21 protein-coding genes and 1 tRNA gene are annotated in these 22,860 nt (G+C 63.4%); 15 read left to right on the forward strand and 7 right to left on the reverse strand.

The window, feature by feature from the left end:
- Positions 1–8: 8 nt before the first annotated feature.
- Together AAFN55_RS11430 and uvrA are read right to left on the reverse strand one after the other, a co-directional pair.
- Entirely contained in the window at positions 9–635 is a 627-nt protein-coding gene (locus AAFN55_RS11430; RefSeq protein ID WP_347798955.1) for a glutathione S-transferase family protein, read from the reverse strand.
- Between the two features lie 32 nt (positions 636–667).
- Positions 668–3,589, reverse strand: a complete 2,922-nt coding sequence (uvrA, locus tag AAFN55_RS11435; protein ID WP_347798956.1) for an excinuclease ABC subunit UvrA — start codon at positions 3,587–3,589, stop codon at positions 668–670.
- Positions 3,590–4,395: 806 nt separating this feature from the next.
- Here uvrA and ssb point away from each other — a divergent pair.
- The 3 genes from ssb to AAFN55_RS11450 all read left to right on the forward strand — a co-directional run bounded on the left by ssb (position 4,396) and on the right by AAFN55_RS11450 (position 6,158).
- The gene (gene ssb, locus AAFN55_RS11440; protein ID WP_347798957.1) at positions 4,396–4,920 is read left to right on the forward strand and encodes a single-stranded DNA-binding protein; all 525 of its coding nucleotides are present in this window, start codon (positions 4,396–4,398) and stop codon (positions 4,918–4,920) included.
- Positions 4,921–4,980: 60 nt separating this feature from the next.
- Positions 4,981–5,451 (forward strand): hypothetical protein, encoded by a 471-nt coding sequence (locus tag AAFN55_RS11445; RefSeq protein WP_347798958.1) that lies wholly within the window; start codon positions 4,981–4,983, stop codon positions 5,449–5,451.
- Positions 5,452–5,663: 212 nt separating this feature from the next.
- The gene (locus AAFN55_RS11450) at positions 5,664–6,158 is read left to right on the forward strand and encodes a DUF4168 domain-containing protein (RefSeq protein ID WP_347798959.1); all 495 of its coding nucleotides are present in this window, start codon (positions 5,664–5,666) and stop codon (positions 6,156–6,158) included.
- 150 nt (positions 6,159–6,308) lie between these two features.
- On the opposite strand, the gene AAFN55_RS11455 is transcribed toward AAFN55_RS11450, so the two are convergent.
- Together AAFN55_RS11455 and AAFN55_RS11460 are read right to left on the reverse strand one after the other, a co-directional pair.
- The gene (locus AAFN55_RS11455) at positions 6,309–6,938 is read right to left on the reverse strand and encodes a MarC family protein (RefSeq protein WP_347798960.1); all 630 of its coding nucleotides are present in this window, start codon (positions 6,936–6,938) and stop codon (positions 6,309–6,311) included.
- Between the two features lie 70 nt (positions 6,939–7,008).
- A complete protein-coding gene (locus AAFN55_RS11460; RefSeq protein ID WP_347798961.1) occupies positions 7,009–7,962 on the reverse strand; it encodes a type II CAAX endopeptidase family protein in 954 nt (317 codons plus the stop codon).
- Between the two features lie 365 nt (positions 7,963–8,327).
- On the opposite strand from AAFN55_RS11460, the gene gyrA reads away from it, so the two are divergent.
- From gyrA to tgt, 6 genes are all read left to right on the forward strand, one after another.
- Complete coding sequence (gene gyrA / locus AAFN55_RS11465) at positions 8,328–11,126, forward strand: DNA gyrase subunit A (RefSeq protein WP_347798962.1); 2,799 nt, start codon at positions 8,328–8,330, stop codon at positions 11,124–11,126.
- 441 nt (positions 11,127–11,567) lie between these two features.
- Positions 11,568–12,068 (forward strand): pantetheine-phosphate adenylyltransferase, encoded by a 501-nt coding sequence (coaD, locus tag AAFN55_RS11470; protein WP_347798963.1) that lies wholly within the window; start codon positions 11,568–11,570, stop codon positions 12,066–12,068.
- Between the two features lie 17 nt (positions 12,069–12,085).
- Positions 12,086–12,670, forward strand: coding sequence for a peptidylprolyl isomerase (locus tag AAFN55_RS11475; protein ID WP_347798964.1), 585 nt, complete (start codon positions 12,086–12,088; stop codon positions 12,668–12,670).
- A gap of 29 nt (positions 12,671–12,699) precedes the next feature.
- Positions 12,700–13,173 carry a peptidylprolyl isomerase gene (locus AAFN55_RS11480; protein WP_347798965.1) on the forward strand — a complete coding sequence of 158 codons (474 nt, stop codon included), beginning with the start codon at positions 12,700–12,702 and terminating at the stop codon, positions 13,171–13,173.
- A 29-nt stretch (positions 13,174–13,202) separates the two neighbouring features.
- The gene (gene queA, locus AAFN55_RS11485; RefSeq protein WP_347798966.1) at positions 13,203–14,282 is read left to right on the forward strand and encodes a tRNA preQ1(34) S-adenosylmethionine ribosyltransferase-isomerase QueA; all 1,080 of its coding nucleotides are present in this window, start codon (positions 13,203–13,205) and stop codon (positions 14,280–14,282) included.
- Complete coding sequence (gene tgt, locus AAFN55_RS11490; protein WP_347798967.1) at positions 14,279–15,409, forward strand: tRNA guanosine(34) transglycosylase Tgt; 1,131 nt, start codon at positions 14,279–14,281, stop codon at positions 15,407–15,409. The genes queA and tgt overlap by 4 nt, the downstream gene beginning before the upstream one ends.
- A 143-nt stretch (positions 15,410–15,552) precedes the next feature.
- On the opposite strand, the gene AAFN55_RS11495 is transcribed toward tgt, so the two are convergent.
- Positions 15,553–15,975 carry a DUF4864 domain-containing protein gene (locus tag AAFN55_RS11495; protein ID WP_347798968.1) on the reverse strand — a complete coding sequence of 141 codons (423 nt, stop codon included), beginning with the start codon at positions 15,973–15,975 and terminating at the stop codon, positions 15,553–15,555.
- Between the two features lie 261 nt (positions 15,976–16,236).
- Between AAFN55_RS11495 and AAFN55_RS11500 the strand changes: the two genes are divergently transcribed.
- The 4 genes from AAFN55_RS11500 to AAFN55_RS11515 are packed head-to-tail and all read left to right on the forward strand — an operon-like array spanning position 16,237 to position 20,168.
- Positions 16,237–17,646 carry a circularly permuted type 2 ATP-grasp protein gene (locus AAFN55_RS11500; RefSeq protein WP_347798969.1) on the forward strand — a complete coding sequence of 470 codons (1,410 nt, stop codon included), beginning with the start codon at positions 16,237–16,239 and terminating at the stop codon, positions 17,644–17,646.
- A 17-nt stretch (positions 17,647–17,663) separates the two neighbouring features.
- Positions 17,664–18,605, forward strand: coding sequence for an alpha-E domain-containing protein (locus AAFN55_RS11505; protein ID WP_347798970.1), 942 nt, complete (start codon positions 17,664–17,666; stop codon positions 18,603–18,605).
- Between the two features lie 7 nt (positions 18,606–18,612).
- Positions 18,613–19,407 (forward strand): transglutaminase family protein, encoded by a 795-nt coding sequence (locus AAFN55_RS11510; RefSeq protein ID WP_347798971.1) that lies wholly within the window; start codon positions 18,613–18,615, stop codon positions 19,405–19,407.
- Positions 19,408–19,439: 32 nt separating this feature from the next.
- A complete protein-coding gene (locus tag AAFN55_RS11515; RefSeq protein ID WP_347798972.1) occupies positions 19,440–20,168 on the forward strand; it encodes a proteasome-type protease in 729 nt (242 codons plus the stop codon).
- 90 nt (positions 20,169–20,258) lie between these two features.
- Here AAFN55_RS11515 and AAFN55_RS11520 read toward each other — a convergent pair whose 3' ends face one another.
- Positions 20,259–20,657, reverse strand: a complete 399-nt coding sequence (locus AAFN55_RS11520; RefSeq protein ID WP_347800246.1) for a BA14K family protein — start codon at positions 20,655–20,657, stop codon at positions 20,259–20,261.
- 276 nt (positions 20,658–20,933) lie between these two features.
- Between AAFN55_RS11520 and AAFN55_RS11525 the strand changes: the two genes are divergently transcribed.
- Together AAFN55_RS11525 and AAFN55_RS11530 are read left to right on the forward strand one after the other, a co-directional pair.
- Positions 20,934–21,009: transfer RNA gene (locus tag AAFN55_RS11525), tRNA-Lys, on the forward strand.
- 124 nt (positions 21,010–21,133) lie between these two features.
- Complete coding sequence (locus tag AAFN55_RS11530) at positions 21,134–21,883, forward strand: cytochrome c biogenesis CcdA family protein (RefSeq protein WP_347798973.1); 750 nt, start codon at positions 21,134–21,136, stop codon at positions 21,881–21,883.
- Here AAFN55_RS11530 and AAFN55_RS11535 read toward each other — a convergent pair.
- Positions 21,880–22,806 carry a DMT family transporter gene (locus tag AAFN55_RS11535; protein WP_347798974.1) on the reverse strand — a complete coding sequence of 309 codons (927 nt, stop codon included), beginning with the start codon at positions 22,804–22,806 and terminating at the stop codon, positions 21,880–21,882. The two genes, AAFN55_RS11530 and AAFN55_RS11535, sit on opposite strands and share 4 nt — an antisense overlap.
- Positions 22,807–22,860 lie beyond the last annotated feature (54 nt).

Raw genomic sequence — 22,860 nt, forward strand, 5'->3', positions numbered from 1 at the left:
GTCACGCCTCAGGCAGGCGCGAGGAAAGGCTGCGAGATTTCCTGAAAGACCGGCAGCGCCTCCAGCCGGGCGCAATGGCTCGATAGGGAAGGAAATGCCTGGATGTTGGCGAGATCGGGGTGGGATTCGCGCATATGCCTGACGGAAGCCGCAACTGCGATGTCGGCATGGCCGATGCGATCTCCGAACCAGAAAGGAGCCGGGCGTGCGCTACGGTCGCTTTCCAGCGCGGCCAGGGTGCCCCGGATTTGCTGCAGACATCGCGTCTCCCACTGCGGAGAGGCGGTTTCGTGCAAATGCCGCTCATAAAACAGACTCACCGTCTTGTCGGCAAGTCCGCTCGCCAGAGCCGAAATCTTAAGTGACTGTCTGCGCTCAGTTCCCGAGCGTGGATGCAGCGCACGATCCGCGGGGATCAGGCTGTCGAGGTGATCCAGGATGGTGACGCTGTCCACGAGCACCTCACCGTCATCGAGCACCAGCGTCGGCACGCGCGTCAGCGGATTGTAGGCCGCGATCTTGTCCGCGTCGCCGAAGACCGACCAGGGCCGATGCTCGAAGGGCAGGTCGCAGAGCCGCAACGCGATGCCGACGCGGCGCACGAAGGACGAATCGTATTGTCCGATCAGAATCATTGGCTATCCCACGCTCAAAAAGGCGCCAGCCGCTATTCGGCCGCCACCTGCCTGCGTCCCGGCCGGCGCTCCAGCAGATCCTTGAGGAACTGTCCGGTGTAGCTGCGCTTCTCCGTGACGATGTCCTCCGGGGTGCCGACCGCGACCAGTTCGCCGCCGCCGTCGCCGCCCTCGGGACCGAGATCGAGAACCCAGTCGGCGGTCTTGATGACTTCGAGATTGTGCTCGATCACCACCACCGTGTTTCCCTGCTCGACCAGTTCGTGCAGCACTTCGAGCAGCTTGGCGACGTCGTGGAAGTGCAGTCCGGTCGTCGGCTCGTCGAGAATGTAGAGCGTCTTGCCGGTCGCCTTGCGCGACAGTTCCTTGGCCAGCTTGATGCGCTGCGCCTCGCCGCCCGACAGCGTGTTGGCCTGCTGGCCGATGTGGATGTAGCCGAGGCCGACCTTGTTGAGCGTCACCAGCTTGTCGCGCACGCCGGGGACGGCGGCGAAGAACTCGACGCCTTCCTCGACGGTCATGTCCAGCACGTCGGCGATCGACTTGCCCTTGAAGTGCACTTCGAGCGTTTCGCGGTTGTAGCGCTGGCCGTGGCAGACGTCGCAGGTGACGTAAACGTCGGGCAGGAAGTGCATCTCGATCTTGATGACGCCGTCGCCCTGACAGGCTTCGCAGCGGCCGCCCTTGACGTTGAACGAGAAGCGACCCGGCTGATAGCCGCGCGCCTTTGATTCCGGCAGGCCGGCAAACCAGTCGCGGATCGGTGTGAAGGCGCCGGTATAGGTTGCCGGGTTGGAACGCGGCGTGCGCCCGATCGGCGACTGGTCGATGTCGATGACCTTGTCCAAAAATTCGAGGCCTTCGATGCGGTCGTGGTCGGCGGGATGCTCTCGGCTGCCCATGATGCGACGCGACGCGGCCTTGAACAGCGTCTCGATCAGGAAGGTCGACTTGCCGCCGCCCGAAACGCCCGTCACCGCGGTGAACGTGCCGAGCGGGATTTCAGCCGTGACGTTCTTGAGATTGTTGCCGCGCGCACCGGACACCTTGATGCGCTTGCCTTTCTTGCCCTGGCGCCGCTCGGCCGGCACCTCGATGCCGCGAACGCCGGACAGATACTGGCCGGTCAACGAATTGGAATTCGCCATCACCTCGGCGGGCGTGCCCTGTGCGATGATCGTGCCGCCATGGATGCCTGCGGCGGGGCCGATATCGACGACATAGTCGGCCGTCAGCACGGCGTCCTCGTCATGCTCGACGACGATGACGGTGTTGCCGAGATCGCGCAGGTGCTTGAGCGTATCGAGAAGCCGCGCATTGTCGCGCTGGTGCAGGCCGATCGACGGTTCGTCGAGAACGTAGAGCACGCCGGTCAGGCCGGAGCCGATCTGCGAAGCAAGCCGGATGCGCTGGCTCTCGCCGCCGGACAGCGTGCCGGAATTGCGCGACAAGGTGAGGTAGTCGAGGCCGACATCGTTCAGGAACCGCAGCCGCTCGCGGATTTCCTTGAGGATACGGACGGCGATCTCGTTCTGCTTGTCGTTCATCAGCGCCGGCAAATCCACGAACCAGCCATTGGCGTTGCGGATCGACATCTGCGTGACTTCGCCGATATGCTTGCCGCCGATCTTGACCGCGAGCGCCTCGGGCTTCAGCCGGTAGCCGTTGCAGGCCGGGCAGGGGGTGGCAGACATGAAGCGCTCGATCTCCTCGCGCATCCAGGCCGATTCCGTTTCCTTCCAGCGCCGCTGGAGATTCGGGATGACGCCCTCGAAGGTCTTCGACGTCTTGTAGGCGCGCAGGCCGTCATCATAGCTGAACTCGATCTTGCGCGTGCCGGTGCCGTGCAGGATGGCGTTCTGGCCCTCCGCGGGCAGGTCGCGCCAGCGGTCGCCGATCTTGAAGCCATAGGCATTGCCGAGGGCTTCGAGCGTCTGGGTGTAATAGGGTGAACTGGACTTGGCCCACGGCGCGACCGCGCCCTCGCGCAGCGACACATGCTCCTCCGGCACCACCAGAGACGGATCGATCGCGCGCTGCGTGCCGAGGCCGTCGCATGTCGGACACGCGCCGAACGGGTTGTTGAACGAGAACAGACGCGGCTCGATCTCGGGGATCGTGAAGCCCGACACCGGGCAGGCGAATTTCTCCGAGAAAAGAATGCGTTCGTGGGTTTCGTTCGCAGATTTGTTGACCGCGTCCGCACCGGTCTGGCTGGCATCGAGCGGCTTGTCGGCGAGTTCCGCGACCGCGATGCCTTCGGCCAGCTTCAGCGCGGTCTCCAGCGAATCCGCCAGGCGCGCGGCGATGTCGCCACGCACGACGACGCGGTCCACCACGACGTCGATGTCGTGCTTGTATTTCTTGTCGAGCACCGGGACGTCGGCGATCTCGTAGAATTGGCCATCCACCTTGACGCGCTGAAAACCCTTCTTCTGAAGCTCGGCCAGTTCCTTGCGGTACTCGCCCTTGCGGCCGCGAACGATCGGCGCGGTGATGTAGAGGCGTGTGCCCTCGTCGATAGCGAGAACGCGGTCGACCATCTGGCTGACGGTCTGGCTCTCGATCGGCAGGCCGGTGGCGGGCGAATAGGGAACGCCGACGCGCGCGAACAGGAGGCGCATGTAGTCGTAGATCTCGGTGACGGTGCCGACCGTCGAGCGCGGGTTGCGCGACGTCGTCTTCTGCTCGATGGAGATGGCGGGCGAGAGGCCGTCGATCTGGTCGACGTCGGGCTTCTGCATCATCTCCAGGAACTGCCGGGCATAGGCCGACAGGCTTTCGACGTAGCGGCGTTGGCCCTCGGCATAGATCGTGTCGAAGGCGAGCGACGACTTGCCCGAGCCCGACACGCCGGTCATCACGATCAGGCTGTCGCGCGGCAGGTCGATATCGACATTCTTGAGGTTGTGCTCGCGCGCCCCGCGAATGGAAATGTATTTGTGGTCCACCATAACCGGATCGCCGCCTTGCATCATGAAAGAGGGCCGGCAACGCGTGCACCGGCCAAGCCGCACATGTAGGTTGTTTTCGCCATCCGTCGAGACGCGGATGCTCACGCAGAGAAAGATTGGCTTTTCACGCGTTTTGAGCCGGACGGCAAGCAAAAAGAACAGAGAGCGAACGTCTCCTGACAGGCCGGTGGCAGGAGTGAGTGCCGCGCCGGCGCGATCGCATCACGTTTTGTGACATATCGGCCTTGCGCGTTGACGAGCCGGGATCATGGGACCACACTTCATCAGTCAGGTGAAGCTCGCCTCCGCATTCCGCGCGGAATGCGCGCCGAAACGGTGAAAGGCTGGAGCGCACCTGCACCTCGAAACCGAATAGGGAGTGAGGCATGACGCCACCTGACAGTATCGCGAGGCTTCACCGCTGAGTGGAGCCACGGCGAAAACACCGACAGCGCTTTTGCGCGTCGACATGATCGCCGATCACCCACATCGCTGACATGCAGTCGGATCATTGGAGTTTCCAAGAGGCATCCGAAAATCTACCGGCGCAAGAGCCGGTGAATGAGCCAAGCAGCTCCTGAAGGTCTCGCACGCCCCTCCGAGGGCGGCGAGACCTTTTTCATATGGGCTGTGCTGAACGCGACGGGTGTTGCAAGTGATCGCGACCTGCACTAAGAACAAAAAGGGAACAAGGAAAATTGTGGACGAGTTGTCGTCGCACAGCGTCAACAGCAGCAGAGACGTGCGCATTCGGATAGGGTGCGCGGCACTTTCACTATGGTTTAGGACGAGCGCGGAGCAGTGTCATGGCGGGTAGCGTAAACAAGGTCATTCTGGTTGGGAATCTGGGCGCGGACCCCGAGACCCGCCGGCTCAATTCCGGCGATCCGGTCGTCAACCTGCGCATTGCGACCTCGGAAACCTGGCGCGACAAGAATTCGGGCGAGCGCAAGGAAAAGACCGAGTGGCATCAGGTCGTCATCTTCAACGACAATCTCGCCAAGGTGGCCGAGCAGTATCTGAAGAAGGGGATGAAGGTCTATCTCGAGGGCGCGCTGCAGACCCGCAAATGGGAAAAGGACGGCATCGAGCGCTACTCGACCGAGATTGTGCTGCAAAAGTTCCGTGGCGAGCTCCAGATGCTGGATTCGCGCGGACAGGGCGGCGAGGGCGGTCAGGTCGGCTATGACCGCGGCGGCGGTGGTGGCCGTGGTTCCGATTTCGGCCAGTCCGGTCCCGGCGACGACCGCTCGCGCGACGATCGCGGTGGACGGGGCGGTTCGGGCGGCGGCGGATATTCGCGCGACCTGGACGACGAAATCCCGTTCTGACGGTGTGTGACGATGTGCCTGCTGTGCGGTGACGCGTCGTTCGGCTGGCACGCGATAGCGATGACGGAGCGCCCCGCGCATCGGCTGGCGGGCCTGTGGTGGGAAGGGACGCATGCCCAGGCCGCAGGCGGCGCGACACGCGCGGCACTGGCTGCCGTGAAGGACGTCTCCGACAGCCGGGACGCGCTCTGGAAAAGCCCGATCGTCGGGCTGTCGTGGTCGCAGGGCGCAGACGGTTTGCGCTACTTCTGCGGCATCGCGATCGAGGCGGAGGAGGCCGTTCCGGACGTTTTCTCGATCGTCGACCTGCCATCGATGGAATTCGCCGGATCGTGGCATGGGCCGGACGATGGCGACGTCGTCTCCCATCTCGGGCGGATCCTCGAATGGCTGCGCCTTCAGGGATTGGCGTGGGACGGGACGCATTGCCAGCAGCGGGAGGAGTATGCGCCGGACGTGGACCTCGATGCGCCGCCGGCCCTGCGTCTCATGCTTCCGGTGACCCGCACGCTCGAGCCTCGGGACGCTTGAACCGGGCTTGACGCTGGACGCCCCGAGTCAAGAAATGTCTCGCCCGGACCGATAAAGTGACCGTCATTCGGGCAGTTTTTGGCCGCAATGACACATTGTCGGCAGCTTGCCGCGTTTCGGTCCGCCCCGGTCGTTTGTGAACCGGCGCGGACCAAACTCGTGCATGAACGGCCTTTTTCATCCGGTTTCGGATCATGAAGAGGACGAGGACTATGACATTCAGGACCAAACTGCTTTCCGGCCTTTCGGCACTGGCGATCGGGGCCGGCGCTTCTTTCGGCGTCGCACAGGCGCAGGAGCCCGCACCCGCACCCCAGATGGAAGCGCCGACCGCGCAGGCGCCCGAAATGGACGATACCAAGCTGAAGTCCTTCGCCGTCGCCTTTCTCGAAGTGACGAAGGTGACGCAGGCCTATCAGCCCCAGATCGAGGCGGCGGGTAACACCGAAGACCAGCAGCGGCTCCAGCAGGAGGCCGGCGAAAAGATGGTCGAGGCCGTCAGTGAGAAATCCGACATCAGCGTCGACGAGTACAACATGATCATTCAGGCCGCGCAGACGGATCCTGAACTTGCCCAGCGCATCAATGGTCACATCACGGAAGCCGCCGGCGGCGCCGGCGGGGCACCGGCCCAGCCGGAGGCTCCCGCTGCCGCACCGGCTCAGCCTGAGGCGCCGACCGAGCCGGCACCCGCTCCGGCGCAGTAGTCGATTTTCCGTTGCGGCCGGCGCCTCTGGTGCCGGCCGCAGCCGCTTAAAGCGCCTCGCGATCCCTTCGGGTTCGCTTCCCGCGCTTCAAGTCTTTGTTTCACGCATGTCTTTGTCCCAAAACCGGTTCCCACTTTTGGGAGACATGTTTCAGGCGGCCATCAGCGCCTTGATGCCGTCGGCGACGAACTGAACCGCGAGTGCTGCCAGGATCACGCCGAGCAGGCGCGTCAGGATGGAGCGGCCCGTCTCGCCGAGAAAGCCGTCGACACGCTCCGCCAGCAGGAAGACCAGATAGGTCAGCGCGATGCAGGCGGCGATGATGAGCACGAGCAGGCCGCGCTCGCCCGCAGTCGAAAACGTACCCGACAGGAGCACGGTCGCCGAGATCGCGCCCGGTCCGGCAATCAGCGGGATAGCGAGCGGGAACGCGGCGATGTTGTGAATGTGATCCCTGGTGATCGCGATATCGGCGCTCTTTTCCTTCCGCTCCTGACGTCGCTCGAAGATCATCTCGAAGGCGATGTAGAAAAGCAGCAGCCCGCCCGCCACGCGGAAGGCGGGGAGGGTGATGCCGAATATGCTGAGGATCGCCGCGCCGGCAACGGCGAACAGCGCCAGCAGCCCAAATCCGATGACCGATGCCCGCAGGCCGACCTGCTTGCGCTCTGCCCGGTTCATTCCGCGTGTAAGCGCCAGAAACAGCGGCGCAAGCCCCGGCGGGTCTATGGTCACCAGAAGCGTGACGAAGGCGTTGAACAGCGTATCGAAGCTCGGCATTCGATCTGACCCTCATTGTGTCGCGCGTCGCGCGCAAGCGTAATGCAGGAACCGGAACCGTCCAACGGGTTTACGCCGTCGTGCTCCGCACCCGTAGCGGTGAGCGCGGATGCAACAGGAGGACGACAAGCACCAGCGCTCCCGCCATCGAGATCAGCGTAAGGCCGACCGCCTGCCCGATCGTCCAGTAGGGATCGTCGAGACCGCGCATGTGGAACAGCGATGCGCCGCCTAACTCGTCATCGACCGCGAAGACGAGGAGCGCGATCAAATTGTTGCCGGTGTGGGCGCCGGCGGCGGCCCCCAGATTGCCGGTCCTCACCAGCAGGACGGTCATCGCGACCGCGATGCTGCCGATGCTGACGAGCATCGCGGCGTTCATCCAGGGCAGGGCGCCCGAATACCAATGCATCAGGGTGAAGGCGATGGTGGGCAGGCCTGCCCAGACGATCGGTGAGGCGAAGCGCGCGGCCAGCGTCTGGTGAAGGTAACCGCGAAACACCAGTTCCTCGGCTGACGCCTGGATCAGGATGAGCAGCGCGAGAGGCGCCGCCATGACGAGCCAGGTTTGCAGCGGAATGTCGGATCGTTCGAACTGGGGATCGACCAAAAAACCCACCGCAACGAGCAGACACGCGACGATGATGCCCGCGGCCAGTCCGCGCCACAGGTCGCCCATGGCGATGCGGCGCTGCCGCCCGAGGAGCGTCGAAAAGGCCCGCCGATGCACCAGGCGTATGGCGACATACATTCCGAACCACAAAAGCCCCACTGAAACGAGGAGCAGAAACACGGCAACAGGGCTCGACGCGCCCCCGCCGTTCGAAAAGATGAAGGCGTGCAAAGCGTCCGGCAAGACGCCGAGGCGTTCGACGAACATGCTGTTGACAACGATCAGGAAGCCGATGCCGACGGTCACCGCGGCGATGACGAGAATGCCGACGATGATCCGCGCGACGCTGTTTTTGCCCTCCGACGCCAGCGCGACATAGGCATCGAATTCATCTGTGCGCAGTCCCGCCATTGGCATCCCCCACGATCCGAACGTGAAATGGATAGGGCCGTTCTGCGCGCACGACAACTGCAGCGTGTCTGCGACGCGCCAATTCCAGCGATTGCAATCCAACGCACGGGCCAACGCACCGGACCAAAGCAGAGCGCCAAAGCATAGGGGAGCGAATCGCAGAGTGATTGTCGCTGGATAGTTGCGCGCAAATCGCCATCTTCGGCATGCATTCGGCGAGGCCGGGTTGCGACATTTCGATCGCCCTCATATCCGATTGATATCGTTGATAAAATTGGCTTTGGAAAACAGTCCTGGAGGTTGGAGTCGCCGAGGCAGTTCCTATATAAGGGGCAAGTGATTCCCAAGAACGATCGTGATCCGAATTGACTGACCAGACCACGCCGCGCGGCCCGCAGGATCTGCCCGAGGGCATCGAACCCGTTTCGATCATCGAGGAGATGCAGCGTTCCTATCTCGATTACGCGATGAGCGTGATCGTGAGCCGGGCGCTGCCGGATGTCCGTGACGGCCTGAAGCCGGTGCACCGCCGCATTCTCTATGCCTCGCACGAGAGCGGCTATCACTGGAACCGCAAATACGTGAAGTCGGCGCGTCCCGTCGCCGACGTGATGGGTAAATACCATCCCCATGGCGACGCCTCGATCTACGACGCGCTGGTGCGCATGGCGCAGCCGTGGTCGATGCGCGTTCCGCTGATCGATGGACAGGGCAATTTCGGCTCGATCGACGGCGATCCGCCGGCGGCGATGCGTTACACGGAATCGCGCCTGACAAAGGTCGCGCACGAACTTCTGGAAGACATCGACAAGGAGACCGTCGATTTCCAGGAGACCTACGATTCATCGGGCAGCGAACCGAAGGTTCTGCCGGCCCGCTTCCCGAATTTGCTCGTCAACGGCTCCGGCGGCATCGCCGTCGGCATGGCGACCAACATTCCGCCGCACAATCTCTCGGAAGTCGTGAATGGCTGTGTCGCCATGATCGACAACCCGGCAATCGAATTGCCGGAACTGATGGAGATCATCCCCGGACCGGACTTCCCGACCGGCGGTATCGTGCTCGGCCGTCTGGGCATCTACAACGCCTACCAGACCGGCCGCGGCTCGATCATGATGCGCGGCAAGGTGCATTTCGAGGAAATCCGCAACGAGCGCGAAGCCATCATCGTCACCGAAGTTCCCTATCAGGTGAACAAGGCCACGATGATCGAGAAGATGGCGGAACTGGTGCGCGACAAGCGCATCGAGGGCATTTCCGACATTCGCGACGAAAGCGACCGCCAGGGCTACCGCGTGGTCATCGAGCTCAAGCGCGATGCCAATGCGGAAGTCGTCCTGAACCAGCTCTACCGATTCACGCCCCTGCAAACCTCGTTCGGCGCCAACATGGTGGCGCTCAACGGCGGCAAGCCGGAGCTGATGAACCTGCTCGACATGCTTCGCGCGTTCGTGGCGTTCCGCGAGGATGTCATCAGCCGCCGCACGAAGTACCTGCTCAAGAAGGCGCGCGAGCGTGCCCATGTGCTCGTCGGCCTGGCGATCGCGGTCGCGAACATCGACGAAGTGATCCGCCTGATCCGCCAGGCGCCCGATCCGCAGACGGCGCGCGAGCAGTTGATGGAGCGCCGGTGGCCGGCAGCGGACGTCGAATCGCTGATCCTGCTGATCGACGATCCGCGCCATCGCATCAATGAAGACAAGACGTACAACCTCTCCGAGGAGCAGGCCCGCGCCATTCTCGAACTGCGCCTGCAGCGCCTGACGGCGCTTGGCCGCGATGAAATCGCCGACGAACTCAACACGATCGGCACCGAAATCTCGGACTATCTCGAAATCCTGTCGTCGCGCATGCGCATCCAGCAGATCGTCAAGGACGAGCTGATCGCGGTGCGCGACGAGTTCGGTACGCCACGCCGCACGGAATTGAGCGACGGCGGCGGCGACATGGACGACGAGGACCTTATCCAGCGCGAGGATATGGTGGTCACGGTCACGCATGAAGGCTACATCAAGCGCGTGCCGCTCTCGATCTATCGCGCGCAGGCACGCGGCGGCAAAGGCCGCTCTGGCATGTCGACCAAGAACGACGACGTGGTGACGCGGCTGTTCGTCGCCAACACCCACACGCCGATCCTGTTCTTCTCGTCGCGCGGCATCGTCTTCAAGGAAAAGGTCTGGCGGTTGCCGATCGGCACGCCGACATCGCGCGGCAAGTTCCTGCGCAACATCCTCAAGCTGGAGGAGGGCGATCGCATCACGGCGATCCTGCCGCTGCCCGAGGACGAGGAAAGCTGGGGCGAGCTCGACGTCATGTTCTCGACGACGCGCGGCACCGTTCGGCGCAACAAGCTCAGCGATTTCGTTCAGGTGAACCGCAACGGCAAGATCGCGATGAAGTTCGACGAGCCGGGCGACGCCATCCTGGCTGTCGAAACGTGCACGGAGAACGACGACGTTCTCCTGATCGCCGATTCGGGCCAGTGCATCCGCTTCTCGGTGACCGATGTGCGCGTCTTCAAGGGGCGCGATTCGCAAGGCGTGCGCGGCATCATGCTCGGCGCCAGCGAACGGGCCATCTCGATGGCGATCCTCGAACATGTGGATGCCGATGCGTCGGAACGCGCGGCCTATCTCCGGCGCGCGGTGGCCGAGCGTCGTGCCGTGTCGCTCGAGGGAGCCGAGGGTGAGGAAGACGTCGTGCTGACGAATGAAGAGGTCGCGGAAGTGACGGACCTCTCCGACGACCGGTACGAGTTCCTGAAGCAGCATGAGGAATTCGTGCTGACGGTAACCGAGCAAGGCTACGGCAAGCGCTCATCTTCGTATGATTTCAGGGTGATCGGGCGCGGCGGCAAGGGCATTCGTGCCACCGACGTGTCGAAGACGGGCGAAATCGGCAGGCTGATCGCCGGCTTCCCGGTCGAGCCGACCAACCAGATCATGCTCGTATCCGACCGTGGCCAGGTCATTCGGGTGCCCGTGACGGGCATCCGTATCGCAAGCCGCGCCACCAAGGGTGTCACGATCTTCAACACGGCAAGTGGTGAAAAGGTCGTGTCCGTCGAGCGGATCACTGAGCCGGAGCCGCAGGACGACGCTGCGGAACTGGAGAGCGGGGCTGAGCTTCCGGTGGAACAGACGCCACCCGCCGAAGGCGAGTGAGCGATCGCAAGGACGTCACCGTCTCTTAGAGGCGGTGACGACGAACCGTGGTGCGCTGAGCTTCCAACCGGACGTTCTGTGCTTCGCTGTGAAGCGCGAAAGCCGTCGCGATGAGCATTGCGAGGGTCATTGAAGCGGCAAGCATGAGTATCATCATGGTCGTGTCTCCTTGATCCATAAACGGGCGACGTGTCGTTTTGTTTCATCGTTCACGCTCTTGTGCCCAAGGACGCTTGAACCCGCGCTGATCCGACCGTTCATCCAGAGTTCATGTTTCCGATCCCTTTGACGCCGGATCGCCGTGCATCCTGACGGACGCGCAAGGGGCGATCTGTCTCTTTGTTCGAGCATCGGAACAGCCCGAAAACCGGATTCCACTTTTCGGCCGGATGCTCCAGCGGCGAATTGCCAAGGCGCGCGCAGCCCGCTAGAAGCCCTGCCATGACAAAGCGCATTGCATTCTATGCGGGGTCGTTCGACCCGCTCACCAATGGTCATCTCGACGTGCTGAAAGGCGCGCTCACGATCGCCGACGAGATCTTCGTCGGCATCGGCGTGCAGGCGTCCAAGCAGCCGCTCTTCTCATTCGCGGAACGTGTGGACCTGATCGAACGCTGGGCGGCGGAGGAACTCGGGGAGGACGCGGCCAAGCTTCACATCGTCTCGTTCGAGGGCCTGCTGGTCGAGGCGGCGCGCAAGCAGGGTGCGTCGATCCTGATCCGTGGCCTTCGCGACGGCACCGATCTGGACTACGAGATGCAGATGGCCGGCATGAACGAGACGATGGCGCCGGACCTGCAGACGATTTTCCTGCCGGCAAGCCCCTCCGTGCGCACGATTACCGCCACACTTGTACGCCAGATAGCCGCCATGGGCGGCAACATCCGCCCGTTCGTTCCGGCCGTCGTTGCGACCGCACTGGAAGCGAAGTTCAAATCTTGAGACTCGGGAGTTTCCACATGAAGATGCTGAGGTTCGCCTCTTCGTTGATCGTCGCGGCAGGCATTCTGGCCGGCTCGGCAGCGTTTGCCGCAGAGCCGGAAAACACCATGATCATCGAGCTGAAGGGTGGTGAGGTCGTCGTCGGACTGCGTCCCGACCTCGCTCCGAAGCATGTCGAGCAGATCAAGGCGCTGGTCCGCGCCGGCGAGTACGACAATGTCGCGTTTCATCGCGTGATCGACGGCTTCATGGCCCAGACCGGCGACGTCCAGTATGGCGACATGGAAAATGGCTACAACAGCCAGATGGCGGGCACCGGCGGATCCTCGCTGGGGAACATCGACGCTGAATTCTCCGACGAACAGTTCGTCCGCGGAACACTCGGCATGGCGCGTGCGCAGGATCCGAACTCGGCGAATTCGCAGTTCTTCATCATGTTCGCTCCCGCCGCGTCGCTCAACGGAAGCTACACCGTGGTCGGCGCGGTCGAGAGCGGCATGGAACTCGTCGATGCGATCAAGCGGGGCAACCAGGCCCAGAACGGCATGGTGACCGACCCGGATCGCATGATCTCGGTTCGCATCGCCGCAGACGATCAGTAAAACAAAACACACATCAGGAAGGACGCCACATGGCCGATATCAAGGATCCCGAAAACGCGATCGTCATGGAAACCACCAAAGGCAAGGTCGTGATCGAGCTTCTGCCCGATCTCGCGCCCAACCATGTCGCCCGCGTCAAGGAACTTGCGCGCGCGAATTTCTATGACGGCATTGTCTTCCATCGCGTGATCGACGGCTTCATGGCGCAGACCGGCGATCCGACCGGCACCGGCATGGGCGGCTCCGACAAGCCTGACCTCAAGGCCGAGTTCTCGAATGTCAGCCACGTGCGCGGAACGTGCTCGATGGCGCGCTCGCAGAACCCGAATTCCGCCAACTCGCAGTTCTTCATCTGCTTCGACGATGCGCCCTGGCTGAACCGCCAGTATTCGGTGTGGGGTCAGGTCATCGATGGCATGGACGTCATCGACCAGATCAAGAAGGGCGAGCCTGTTCGCGATCCCGACTCGATCGTCACCATGCGAGTTGCTGCCGACATCTGATCGGCAGCGCGACGGGACGGGAACACGCCGTGCGCGTCGAGCTCTTCGATTTCGACCTGCCTGACGAGCGGATCGCGCTGAGACCAGCCGATCCGCGCGACAGCGCACGCCTGCTCGTCGTTCGGCCAGGTAGCGACCTTGCCGATCGCATCGTGCGCGACCTGCCGAACTATCTGCGCGAGGGCGACGCGCTCGTCTTCAACGACACGCGCGTCATCCCCGCGCAATTGTCCGGCCGGCGGGTTCGCGCCGATGGCGCGACGGCGCAGATCGACGCCACGCTGCACATGCGCACCGCACCCGATGTCTGGAAGGCGTTCGTGCGGCCTGCCAAACGCCTGACCGTCGGCGACCGCATCGCATTCGGCCATGAGGGCGGCGCCTGCCTGATCGGCACGCTCGACGCGACCGTGACCGAAAAGGGCGACGCCGGCGAAGTCACGCTGGCCTTCGACGTGTCCGGTCCCTATCTGGACGAGGCGCTGCGCACGGTCGGCCATATCCCGCTGCCGCCTTACATCGCGGGCAAGCGCGCGGAGGACGAACGCGACCGCGCCGACTACCAGACCATCTATGCGAAGGAGGAGGGGGCTGTCGCGGCTCCGACGGCCGGCCTTCATTTCACGGACACGCTTTTCGATGCGCTGGACGCCAAGGGCATCGAGCGCCACTTCGTGACGCTGCACGTGGGAGCCGGCACGTTCTTGCCGGTCAAGGCCGACGATACGGCGGACCACAAGATGCATGCCGAGATCGGGCACGTGTCGCGGGAAACGGCCGACGCGCTCAACGCGGTTCGGGCGCGTGGCGGCCGCATCATCTCGGTCGGAACGACGTCGCTCAGACTTTTGGAGAGTGCCGCAGCCGAGGACGGCACACTTGCCGAATGGTCCGGCGCGACGGACATCTTCATCACGCCCGGCTACCGCTTCCGCACGGCCGACATGCTCCTCACCAATTTCCACCTGCCGCGCTCGACGCTCTTCATGCTCGTTTCGGCGTTCAGCGGGCTCGATACGATGCGCGAAGCCTACGCCCATGCGATCGACTCAGGCTACCGCTTCTATTCCTATGGCGACGGCAGCCTTCTCTTCAGGACCGACCAGTGACCGACGATTTTTCCTTCACCGTGCTCGCGACGGACGGCCAGGCCCGCCGGGGCGAGATCACCATGCCACGTGGGACGGTGCGCACGCCTGCCTTCATGCCGGTCGGTACGGGGGGCACCGTGAAGGCGATGTACATGGACCAGGTCCGCGACCTCGGCGCCGACATCATTCTCGGCAACACCTATCACCTGATGCTGCGCCCCGGCGCGGAGCGGGTCGCCCGGCTTGGGGGACTGCATGAGTTCGCCCGCTGGCCTCATCCGATCCTGACCGATTCCGGCGGCTTCCAGGTCATGTCGCTGTCGCAACTGCGCAAGCTCGACGAGAGCGGCGTCACGTTCCGGTCGCATATCGACGGCACGCCGCACGTCATGACGCCGGAACGCTCGATCGAGATTCAGGGCCTGCTCGATTCGGATATCCAGATGCAGCTCGACGAATGCGTGGCGCTGCCGGCGACGCCTCAGGAGATCGAGCGCGCGATGGAACTGTCGCTGCGCTGGGCCGATCGCTGCAAGACGGCGTTCGGCACGCAAGCGGGCAAGGCGATGTTCGGCATCGTGCAGGGCGGCGACATCGCCGCCCTTCGGGAACGCTCCGCGTCGGCGCTGAAGGGGCTCGATCTCAAGGGCTACGCGGTCGGCGGACTGGCGGTCGGCGAGCCGCAGGCCGTAATGCTCGACATGCTGGACGTGACCTGTCCCGTTCTGCCGCACGACAAGCCGCGCTATCTGATGGGCGTCGGCACGCCGGACGATATATTGAAGTCGGTCGCCCGCGGCATCGACATGTTCGACTGCGTGATGCCGACGCGGGCGGGGCGGCATGGTCTCGCCTATACACGGCGCGGCAAGGTCAATCTCAAGAATGCCCGCCATGCGGAGGACAACCGGCCGCTCGACGAGGACAGCGATTGCCCGGCCGCGCGCGACTACAGCCGCGCCTATCTGCACCACCTGGTGAAATCCGGCGAGGCGCTGGGCGGCATGCTTCTGACCTGGAACAACCTCGCATACTACCAGAGCCTGATGGCCGATATCCGCGCCGCGATCGAAGGCGGCGTCTTTGCACAGCGCGCGGCGGAGATCAGTGCCGCGTGGGCAGCGGGCGACATCCCGCCACGCTGATACGGATTGGCCCCCATGCCCGGCACCGTCGTTGCCGACGGCACGGTGGCGATCATCCAGCGTTTCATATGGTGGAGCCAAGAGACCCGTTTGCAAATTCTACACTCCCGGTCATCCGACGCGGTTTTCTGCGCTTCCGGTGCTCAGGTGCTGAGCGACGTGGCGGCTCGCAGGCTCACGCCGGTGATCCGGAAGACGCCGTCCTCCTGCAGTTCCAGCGTATAGACCGCCTCATAGTCATTGCCGTCCGGGCCGAGGATCAGAACCTGCTGGGTGATCGTCGTGCCCGTTTCCTTGGACTTTCCAAAGGCGTAGTTCGTCGGCCGGTTGACCATCGGGTAGGCCTTGCGCACCATCCCCATGAACGCCTCCTGCGTCGGAAACATGCGCTTGATGTTCGGGGCCGCATGGCTGTAGGCGGCCGCCCCGTCGTCGGCGAGAAATGCGCGGAGTTGCCGGTCGATCGTCGTCTGCGCGGCGCGGATTTCCGCTTCGCCGGCCAGCGCCGCTCCGACGCTCATGATGATGGCCAGGGCGGACATGGCTGCAATGCGAAGCGTCGTCATGGTGCGGGCTCCCTGGAGCGTGGGGTAAGCGCGGCGGCTATCCCCTCACGGTAGCATACGCAAGCAGCCGCAATCGGGTTTCAAAGCCATTTGATTTCCTGTCGTGGGTTGACCTTGCCCGACAAAGATACAGGTTGAATGAGCAGGTTGCCCAATACGTGTGCAGTCGGCGCAATCTGTCATGCGACCAAGTCTATATGTCGGATTTTGCTTGATTTTATTCTGGGCGGTCATTGTTATGTCCCCAAAGGGAGTTGCCGAGTGGCTGCATTTGACGAAATGCGCCCGACGTCCAGCGGGCTGCGGGATCCATATCTTGGGTATGATAGCTGGTTTCAGTCGCAGGACCCCGCGCGGCTGACGGAGAAGATGGAAGATGCCGAGCGCGTCTTCAGGCGGACCGGCATCACCTTCGCCGTCTATGGCGAGCAGGAGGCGGCAGAGCGCCTGATCCCGTTCGATATCGTTCCGCGCATCATCTCGGGGTCGGAATGGCGCAGGCTGACCCAGGGCATAGAGCAGCGCGTTCAGGCGCTCAACGCGTTCCTCGACGACATCTACCACCGCCAGGAAATCCTGCGGGCAGGGCGCATCCCGCGCGAGCTGATCGCGTCGAACGAGGCGTTTCTGCCCGAGATGATCGGCGTCCGGCCCCCGGCGGGCGTCTACACGCACATCATCGGGGTGGATATCGTCCGCACCGCCGAGAATGATTTCTTCGTGCTGGAGGACAATGCCCGCACGCCTTCGGGCGTCTCCTACATGCTGGAAAACCGCGAAACGATGATGCAGCTCTTCCCGGAGCTGTTCCAGACGGTGCGTGTACGGCCGGTCGAAAACTACCCCCAGCTCCTGCGCCAGTCGCTTTCGGCGGTCAGCCCGCACCGGACGGCTGCGCCCACGATCGCGGTCCTCACGCCCGGCAGCTACAACTCGGCCTATTTCGAGCATGCGTTCCTGGCCGACCAGATGGGCGTGGAACTGGTCGAAGGGCAGGATCTGCGCGTGGTGGACGGCCACGTCGCGATGCGCACCACCGAAGGCTACAAGCAGATCGACGTGCTCTACCGCCGCGTCGACGACGGCTACCTCGATCCGCTGACCTTCCACCCGGATTCCGCCTTGGGCGTGCCGGGAATCATGGATGTCTACCGCGCCGGCAACATCACCATCGCCAACGCGCCCGGAACAGGCATCGCCGACGACAAGGCGATCTATTCCTACATGCCCGAGATCATCGAGTTCTACACCGGCCGCAAGGCGATCCTCGGCAACATCCCGACATGGCGCTGCTCGGAACCCGACAGCCTGAAATATGTTCTCGAGCATCTGCACGAGCTCGTCGTCAAGGAAGTGCACGGGTCGGGCGGCTATGGCATGCTCGTCGGTCCCGCCGCCAGCAAGAAGGAGCGCGAGGCGTTCGCGCTGAAGCTTGCAAGCCGGCCGTCGAACTACATCGCGCAGCCGACGCTCGCGCTCTCGACATGCCCGATCCTGACGGAAAAGGGGCTCGCGCCACGCCATGTCGACCTGCGTCCGTTCGTGCTCGTCTCCGACCGCATCCGCATCGTTCCCGGTGGGCTGACGCGTGTCGCGCTGAAGGAAGGCTCGCTGGTCGTCAACTCGTCGCAGGGCGGCGGAACGAAGGATACGTGGGTGCTCGATGATTGATACGGCGAGGCGCTGAGATGCTGCTGGGGCGCACGGCCAACGGTCTCTACTGGATGTTTCGCTATATCGAGCGCGCCGAAAACATGGCGCGCATCGTGGATGCCGGGCTGCGGCTGGCGCTGACGCGCACCGAGAATCCGACCGACGAGTGGTCGTCCGTGGTCGTCAGCGCAGGCGCCGAAAACGCCTTTGCTGCGCGACACGACGTTTATTCCGCAGACACGGTGGCGGATTTCCTACTGCGCGACGTCAGCAATCATTCGAGCGTGATATCGTCGATGGAGACCGCGCGCATGAACGCGCGCATGGTCCGCACGGCCCTGACGCGCGAGACATGGGAGAGCGTGAACGAGGCCTGGATGGCGTTGAAGCGCATGCTCGATTCACCGATCGACCAGCGCGAACTGCCCAAGATACTCGACGCCATCAAGCGCGAGACCGCGCTGATCCGTGGCGCGTTCCATGGCACGATGCTGCGCAACGAAATCTTCGATTTCGCCCAGCTCGGCATCTATGTGGAGCGGGCCGACAACACCGCGCGCATTCTCGACGTGAAGTATTATGTGCTGCTGCCGTCGATCTCGTGGGTCGGGTCGTCGCTCGACAATTACCAGTGGGAATCGATCCTGCGCTCGGTGTCGGCGCATCGCTCGTATCGCTGGGTGTACGAAGCCGACTACAAGCCGACCAACATCGCCGACTTCCTGATCCTCAATCGCCGCATGCCGCGCTCGCTCGCGTTCTGCTATCGCATGATCGCCGAAAGCCTGACCTTCCTCGAGGAGGATTACGGCAGGCGCCACATGTGCCATGAGACGCTGGACTCGATCATGGCGAAGCTGCGACCCGGCTCCGTTCAGTCGATTTTCGACGGCGGGCTGCACGAATTCCTGAGCGACTTCATCAATCGCAACAACAAGCTGGGCGATGAAGTCGCCCGCGACTACAGCTTCTTCTGAGGTCGCCATGAAGCTCAGGATTTCCCACCGCACCCGATACACCTACGACGGACCGGTTTCCTATGCGCTCCAGCGCGTACGCCTGTCGCCGCAGAACTGCGCCACGCAGACCGTCGCCGCGTGGACGCTGGCGGTCGATGGGGCGAAGGAGGAAGTGCGCTTCGTCGACCATTTCGGAAATGACACGCGGCTCCTGAGCCTGTCCACGGGATCAAATTTCATGGAGATCGTCGCGAGCGGCGAGGTCGACGTCCGCGATACCGCGGGTATTACCGGACCACATTCCGGCTTCGCACCGCTCTGGCTGTTCAAGCAGGATACACCCCTGACCACGCCGGGACCACTCATCGCGGAGATCGCCCAACGTGCGACCGCGAAGGGCGACGTCGAAAGGCTGCACGCTCTCTCGCGAGGGATCGGCGAACGCGTCGTCTACCGCGTGGGCGCGACCGACGCGACGACGGTCGCGGAAGACGCCGTCGCCCGGGGGGAGGGCGTATGCCAGGATCACACGCACATCTTCCTCGCGGCCGCGCGCAAGCTCGGTTTCCCCGCGCGCTATGTCAGCGGCTACCTCCTGCTGGACGAGACGACGGAGCAGGTCGCGAGCCATGCGTGGGCCGAAGCCTTCGTGACGGGGCTCGGCTGGGTGGCGTTCGACGTCTCGAACGGCATTTCACCCGATTCGCGCTATGTGAGGGTCGCGACCGGCCGCGATTACCGCGATGCCATGCCGGTTTCGGGAATACGCACCGGTCAGGCGCAGGAACAGCTTGATGTTCTCATAACAGTCGAGCAGTAATCGCGCGTTCTGCCAAACCGGGCACCTGATTCATGACCTACTGCGTTGGCCTCAAGATCGATGGCGGCCTCGTCTTCATGTCCGACACCCGCACCAATGCGGGCATCGACAGCATTTCGACGTTCCGCAAGATGCATGTCTGGGAGGAGCCCGGCGAGCGCGCGCTGGTAATGTTGGCTGCCGGCAATCTGGCAACCACGCAAGCCGTGGTGAGCCTGCTCGACGAGCGTTCCAAGGCACCGTCGGACCGCGCGCCGTCTATCATGCAGACGCCGTCGATGTACCAGACGGCCCGTCTCGTCGGGGAAATCGTCAAGGAAGTCATCACCAATTCCGCCCCTGTCGGGCAGAGCGCGGATGCCTTCGGCGCGTCCTTCATTCTCGGCGGCCAGATCAAGGGAACCGAGCCGCGCCTGTTTCTGATCTATCCGGAAGGCAACTTCATCGAGACGTGCGAAGACACGCCGTTCTTCCAGATCGGCGAGACGAAATACGGCAAGCCGATCATCGTGCGGGCCTATGAGCGGACCATGACATTCGCCGAGACCGTGAAGCTGCTGATGGTGTCGTTCGATTCGACCGTGAAATCGAACCTGTCCGTCGGGCTTCCGCTCGACCTGCTCTATTACCAGCGCGACACCTATCGCGTCGGCTACAGAAAGCGCATCGGCGTCGACGACCAGTATTACAAGACGATTTCGGACGGCTGGTCGAACGCGCTCAAATCCGCATTCAAGAGCCTGCCGGATTTCCAGGAATAGCGTCGCGCGGCAGCCGGGCTCTGCCGACAGCATGAGGCCCGCCAGTGGCGGGCCTCTTTTACGCAACGCATACGCTTTACGAACTTATGATCAGCCGTAGGGCGAGTTGCACTGGCGACGCGGGCCATTGTAGGGCTGATAGGTGTTGCTGCGCGCATCGTATGACCGATAACGGTTGTAGCACCACTCGATATGCGCATTGCCGCCGCCGCGCGGACGGTACTGAGTTGGCGGCTGATTGGCGATTGCGCCACCGATGATCGCTCCAGCGATGAAGGCTGCCGGCGGGAACCAGTAGCCATTGTGCTGGCGATAGCCACGACGAGCCTCGCGATAGCCGCGATGACCGTTGTAGTAGTGATAGTTGCCCCGGCGCTCGTAACGCCCGCGATCACGTCGGTCTCCCCGCCGATCCCAGCGCCGATCTCGGTCGCGGTATTGCACGTTCACGACATCCTGTTGTGCGAATGCGGGCACGCCGGTTGGCATGGCGGTAGCCGGCGTCGCGAACGGTATCGTCAGTGTCATCATTGCGGCGCACGCGCCTGAGATGAATTTCAGCATTTTTTTGACCTCCTGGGTCCCTAGACAGACAGTCCCTTTGGCTATCAAACGTATCATACCAGCTTCCGTTCCCGCTATAGGTGTACATCGGCGTCACAGAAGCGTGTTTCTCTCGTGGTGAAGAGGCTCTTTTGCTGTTGACCGGCAATGATCGTCTCCCTATGTTCCGCCGCACTTTCCCCGGGCCGAAAACGCCCCCGGGAGCGCGTAGCTCAGCCGGTAGAGCAACTGACTTTTAATCAGTAGGTCCAGGGTTCGAACCCCTGCGCGCTCACCAAGAATGCTCAACCACATTCGATAAACCGCCCCCTCAGCGACTGTTTGCCACGCTATGGTGATTGGAGACTGATGGCGGCTCCGGTTATATCGGGCGCACTGTGAAGCGAACGGTCAAGGGGCTGATGGCTATCGATGTCGGATATATAAGCGCCGTCGGCGCGGGCGCGATCTCGTTCCTGTCGCCTTGCGTGCTGCCGCTCGTGCCGCCCTATCTGTGCTACATGGCCGGCGTGTCGGTGGACGATTTTCGCGGCACGGCGGTGCGCGGCGAGACGACATCGAGGACGCGGGCGTCTCTCCTGGCCGCTTCATTCGCCTTCGTGCTCGGCTTTTCGACCGTCTTCGTGGCGCTCGGCGCGGGCGCATCGACGATCGGCGGCCTGTTGCGGGCCTACCAGCAGGAACTCGCGATCGCGGCAGGGCTCGTCATCATCGTCATGGGCCTCAACTTTCTGGGAGTGATCCGGATACCGCTCCTGTCGCGGGAAGCGCGGTTCCAGTCGGGCGGCAAGCCGGCGAGCGGGATCGCTGCCTATGTGATGGGCCTCGCCTTCGCATTCGGCTGGACACCCTGCATCGGCCCGGTTCTCGGACCCATCCTGACGCTTGCGGGCGGTCGCGCCACCGTCGGCGAAGGCGCGCTTTTGCTTGCCGCCTATTCGCTGGGCCTCGGCATACCGTTCATGCTGGCGGCACTCTTCTCCGGTGCCTTCATGCGCTTTCTCGGGCGGTTTCGCGTCCATCTCGGGCGTGTCGAAAAGGTCATGGGCGGACTGCTCGTGGTCGCCGGACTGCTCTTCCTGACGGGCGGCATCCAGACAGCATCCTACTGGCTGCTCGAGACGTTCCCGGCGCTTGGCCTGCTCGGTTAGTCGCGAGGGCGAGCGCCTGGCCGCGCGGGCAGCGTGGCGAGAATGACCCCGCCCATCACCAGCGCGATGCCCGCCACGTGGAACGGCTCAAGCCGCTCGCCCAAAAACAGCACGGCAAGCATGACGCCGTAGGGCGGCATCAGATACATGAACACGCCGGCAAGCGGGGCGCCGAGCATCCGGATGCCGAACTGGAAGCTTGAAAAGGCGAGCAGCGACGCGAAGACGACGATGCCGGCAATTCCTCCCCATGCCGCGGCAGTGCTCGGCAGCGGCGCGCCGGCCGCGATCTCGAAGGCTGCGAAGGGCAGGAGAAGCACGGCCCCCGCCGCCCCCAGAAGGCCGAGCAAGGCAGCATTCGAGGCTTTTTGGAAATCGGGCGTGCGTTGCAGGATCGAATAGATCGCCCATGCCACCGCTGCCGCGACGAAAATGATGTCGCCCACATTGAGCCCCAGCGACAGGATGGACGCGGGATGTCCGCGCAGCACGATCGTGGCGATCCCGCAGAGCGCGATGATCGCGCCGACGCCTTCGCGCACACCGATTTTGCGGTCCTTGAACGCGGCTTCGATCAGCAGGATGATGACCGGGGAGGTCGTGTAGATCAGCGTGCCGTTGGTCGCCGTGGTCATGTCGAGCGCGACATAGACGCCGGCGCCGCAGAGCCACATGCCGAGAAAGGCGAGCGTCAGCACGAGCCGCCAGTGTGATCGCATGATCGCTGCAACGGCCTGCTGCTCGGCCCACAAGAATGGCGACAGCGCGATCGCCACCGCCAGCCATCGCAGGAAGGCGAGCAGGAACGGCGAGACCTCGCCGATGACGCCGCGGCCGAAGATGAGGTTGGTGGAGAAGAAGAGCGGGGCGACCACCATCACGACATAGGCGAGCCGCGTGCGGCCGTCGGTTGCATGTGCCAACAGCGTTTCCTTCGATGCCGGGAGGATTGGACCCGACCGCTCGCGGTGTTACAC

This window comes from Mesorhizobium sp. CAU 1732 (assembly GCF_039888675.1).
GTDB lineage: Bacteria > Pseudomonadota > Alphaproteobacteria > Rhizobiales > Rhizobiaceae > Aerobium.

What these genes read in the sequence shown, in the direction of transcription:
- AAFN55_RS11430 (WP_347798955.1), bottom strand. Translation starts at nt 635, where the DNA reads ATGATTCTGATCGGACAATACGATTCGTCCTTCGTGCGCCGCGTCGGC.
- AAFN55_RS11495 (WP_347798968.1), bottom strand. Translation starts at nt 15,975, where the DNA reads ATGACGACGCTTCGCATTGCAGCCATGTCCGCCCTGGCCATCATCATG.
- AAFN55_RS11460 (WP_347798961.1), bottom strand. Translation starts at nt 7,962, where the DNA reads ATGGCGGGACTGCGCACAGATGAATTCGATGCCTATGTCGCGCTGGCG.
- uvrA (WP_347798956.1), bottom strand. Translation starts at nt 3,589, where the DNA reads ATGGTGGACCACAAATACATTTCCATTCGCGGGGCGCGCGAGCACAAC.
- ssb (WP_347798957.1), top strand. Translation starts at nt 4,396, where the DNA reads ATGGCGGGTAGCGTAAACAAGGTCATTCTGGTTGGGAATCTGGGCGCG.
- coaD (WP_347798963.1), top strand. Translation starts at nt 11,568, where the DNA reads ATGACAAAGCGCATTGCATTCTATGCGGGGTCGTTCGACCCGCTCACC.
- AAFN55_RS11450 (WP_347798959.1), top strand. Translation starts at nt 5,664, where the DNA reads ATGACATTCAGGACCAAACTGCTTTCCGGCCTTTCGGCACTGGCGATC.
- AAFN55_RS11445 (WP_347798958.1), top strand. Translation starts at nt 4,981, where the DNA reads ATGACGGAGCGCCCCGCGCATCGGCTGGCGGGCCTGTGGTGGGAAGGG.
- AAFN55_RS11510 (WP_347798971.1), top strand. Translation starts at nt 18,613, where the DNA reads ATGAAGCTCAGGATTTCCCACCGCACCCGATACACCTACGACGGACCG.
- AAFN55_RS11455 (WP_347798960.1), bottom strand. Translation starts at nt 6,938, where the DNA reads ATGCCGAGCTTCGATACGCTGTTCAACGCCTTCGTCACGCTTCTGGTG.
- AAFN55_RS11475 (WP_347798964.1), top strand. Translation starts at nt 12,086, where the DNA reads ATGAAGATGCTGAGGTTCGCCTCTTCGTTGATCGTCGCGGCAGGCATT.
- AAFN55_RS11515 (WP_347798972.1), top strand. Translation starts at nt 19,440, where the DNA reads ATGACCTACTGCGTTGGCCTCAAGATCGATGGCGGCCTCGTCTTCATG.
- AAFN55_RS11480 (WP_347798965.1), top strand. Translation starts at nt 12,700, where the DNA reads ATGGCCGATATCAAGGATCCCGAAAACGCGATCGTCATGGAAACCACC.
- AAFN55_RS11530 (WP_347798973.1), top strand. Translation starts at nt 21,134, where the DNA reads ATGGCTATCGATGTCGGATATATAAGCGCCGTCGGCGCGGGCGCGATC.
- AAFN55_RS11520 (WP_347800246.1), bottom strand. Translation starts at nt 20,657, where the DNA reads ATGCCAACCGGCGTGCCCGCATTCGCACAACAGGATGTCGTGAACGTG.
- AAFN55_RS11505 (WP_347798970.1), top strand. Translation starts at nt 17,664, where the DNA reads ATGCTGCTGGGGCGCACGGCCAACGGTCTCTACTGGATGTTTCGCTAT.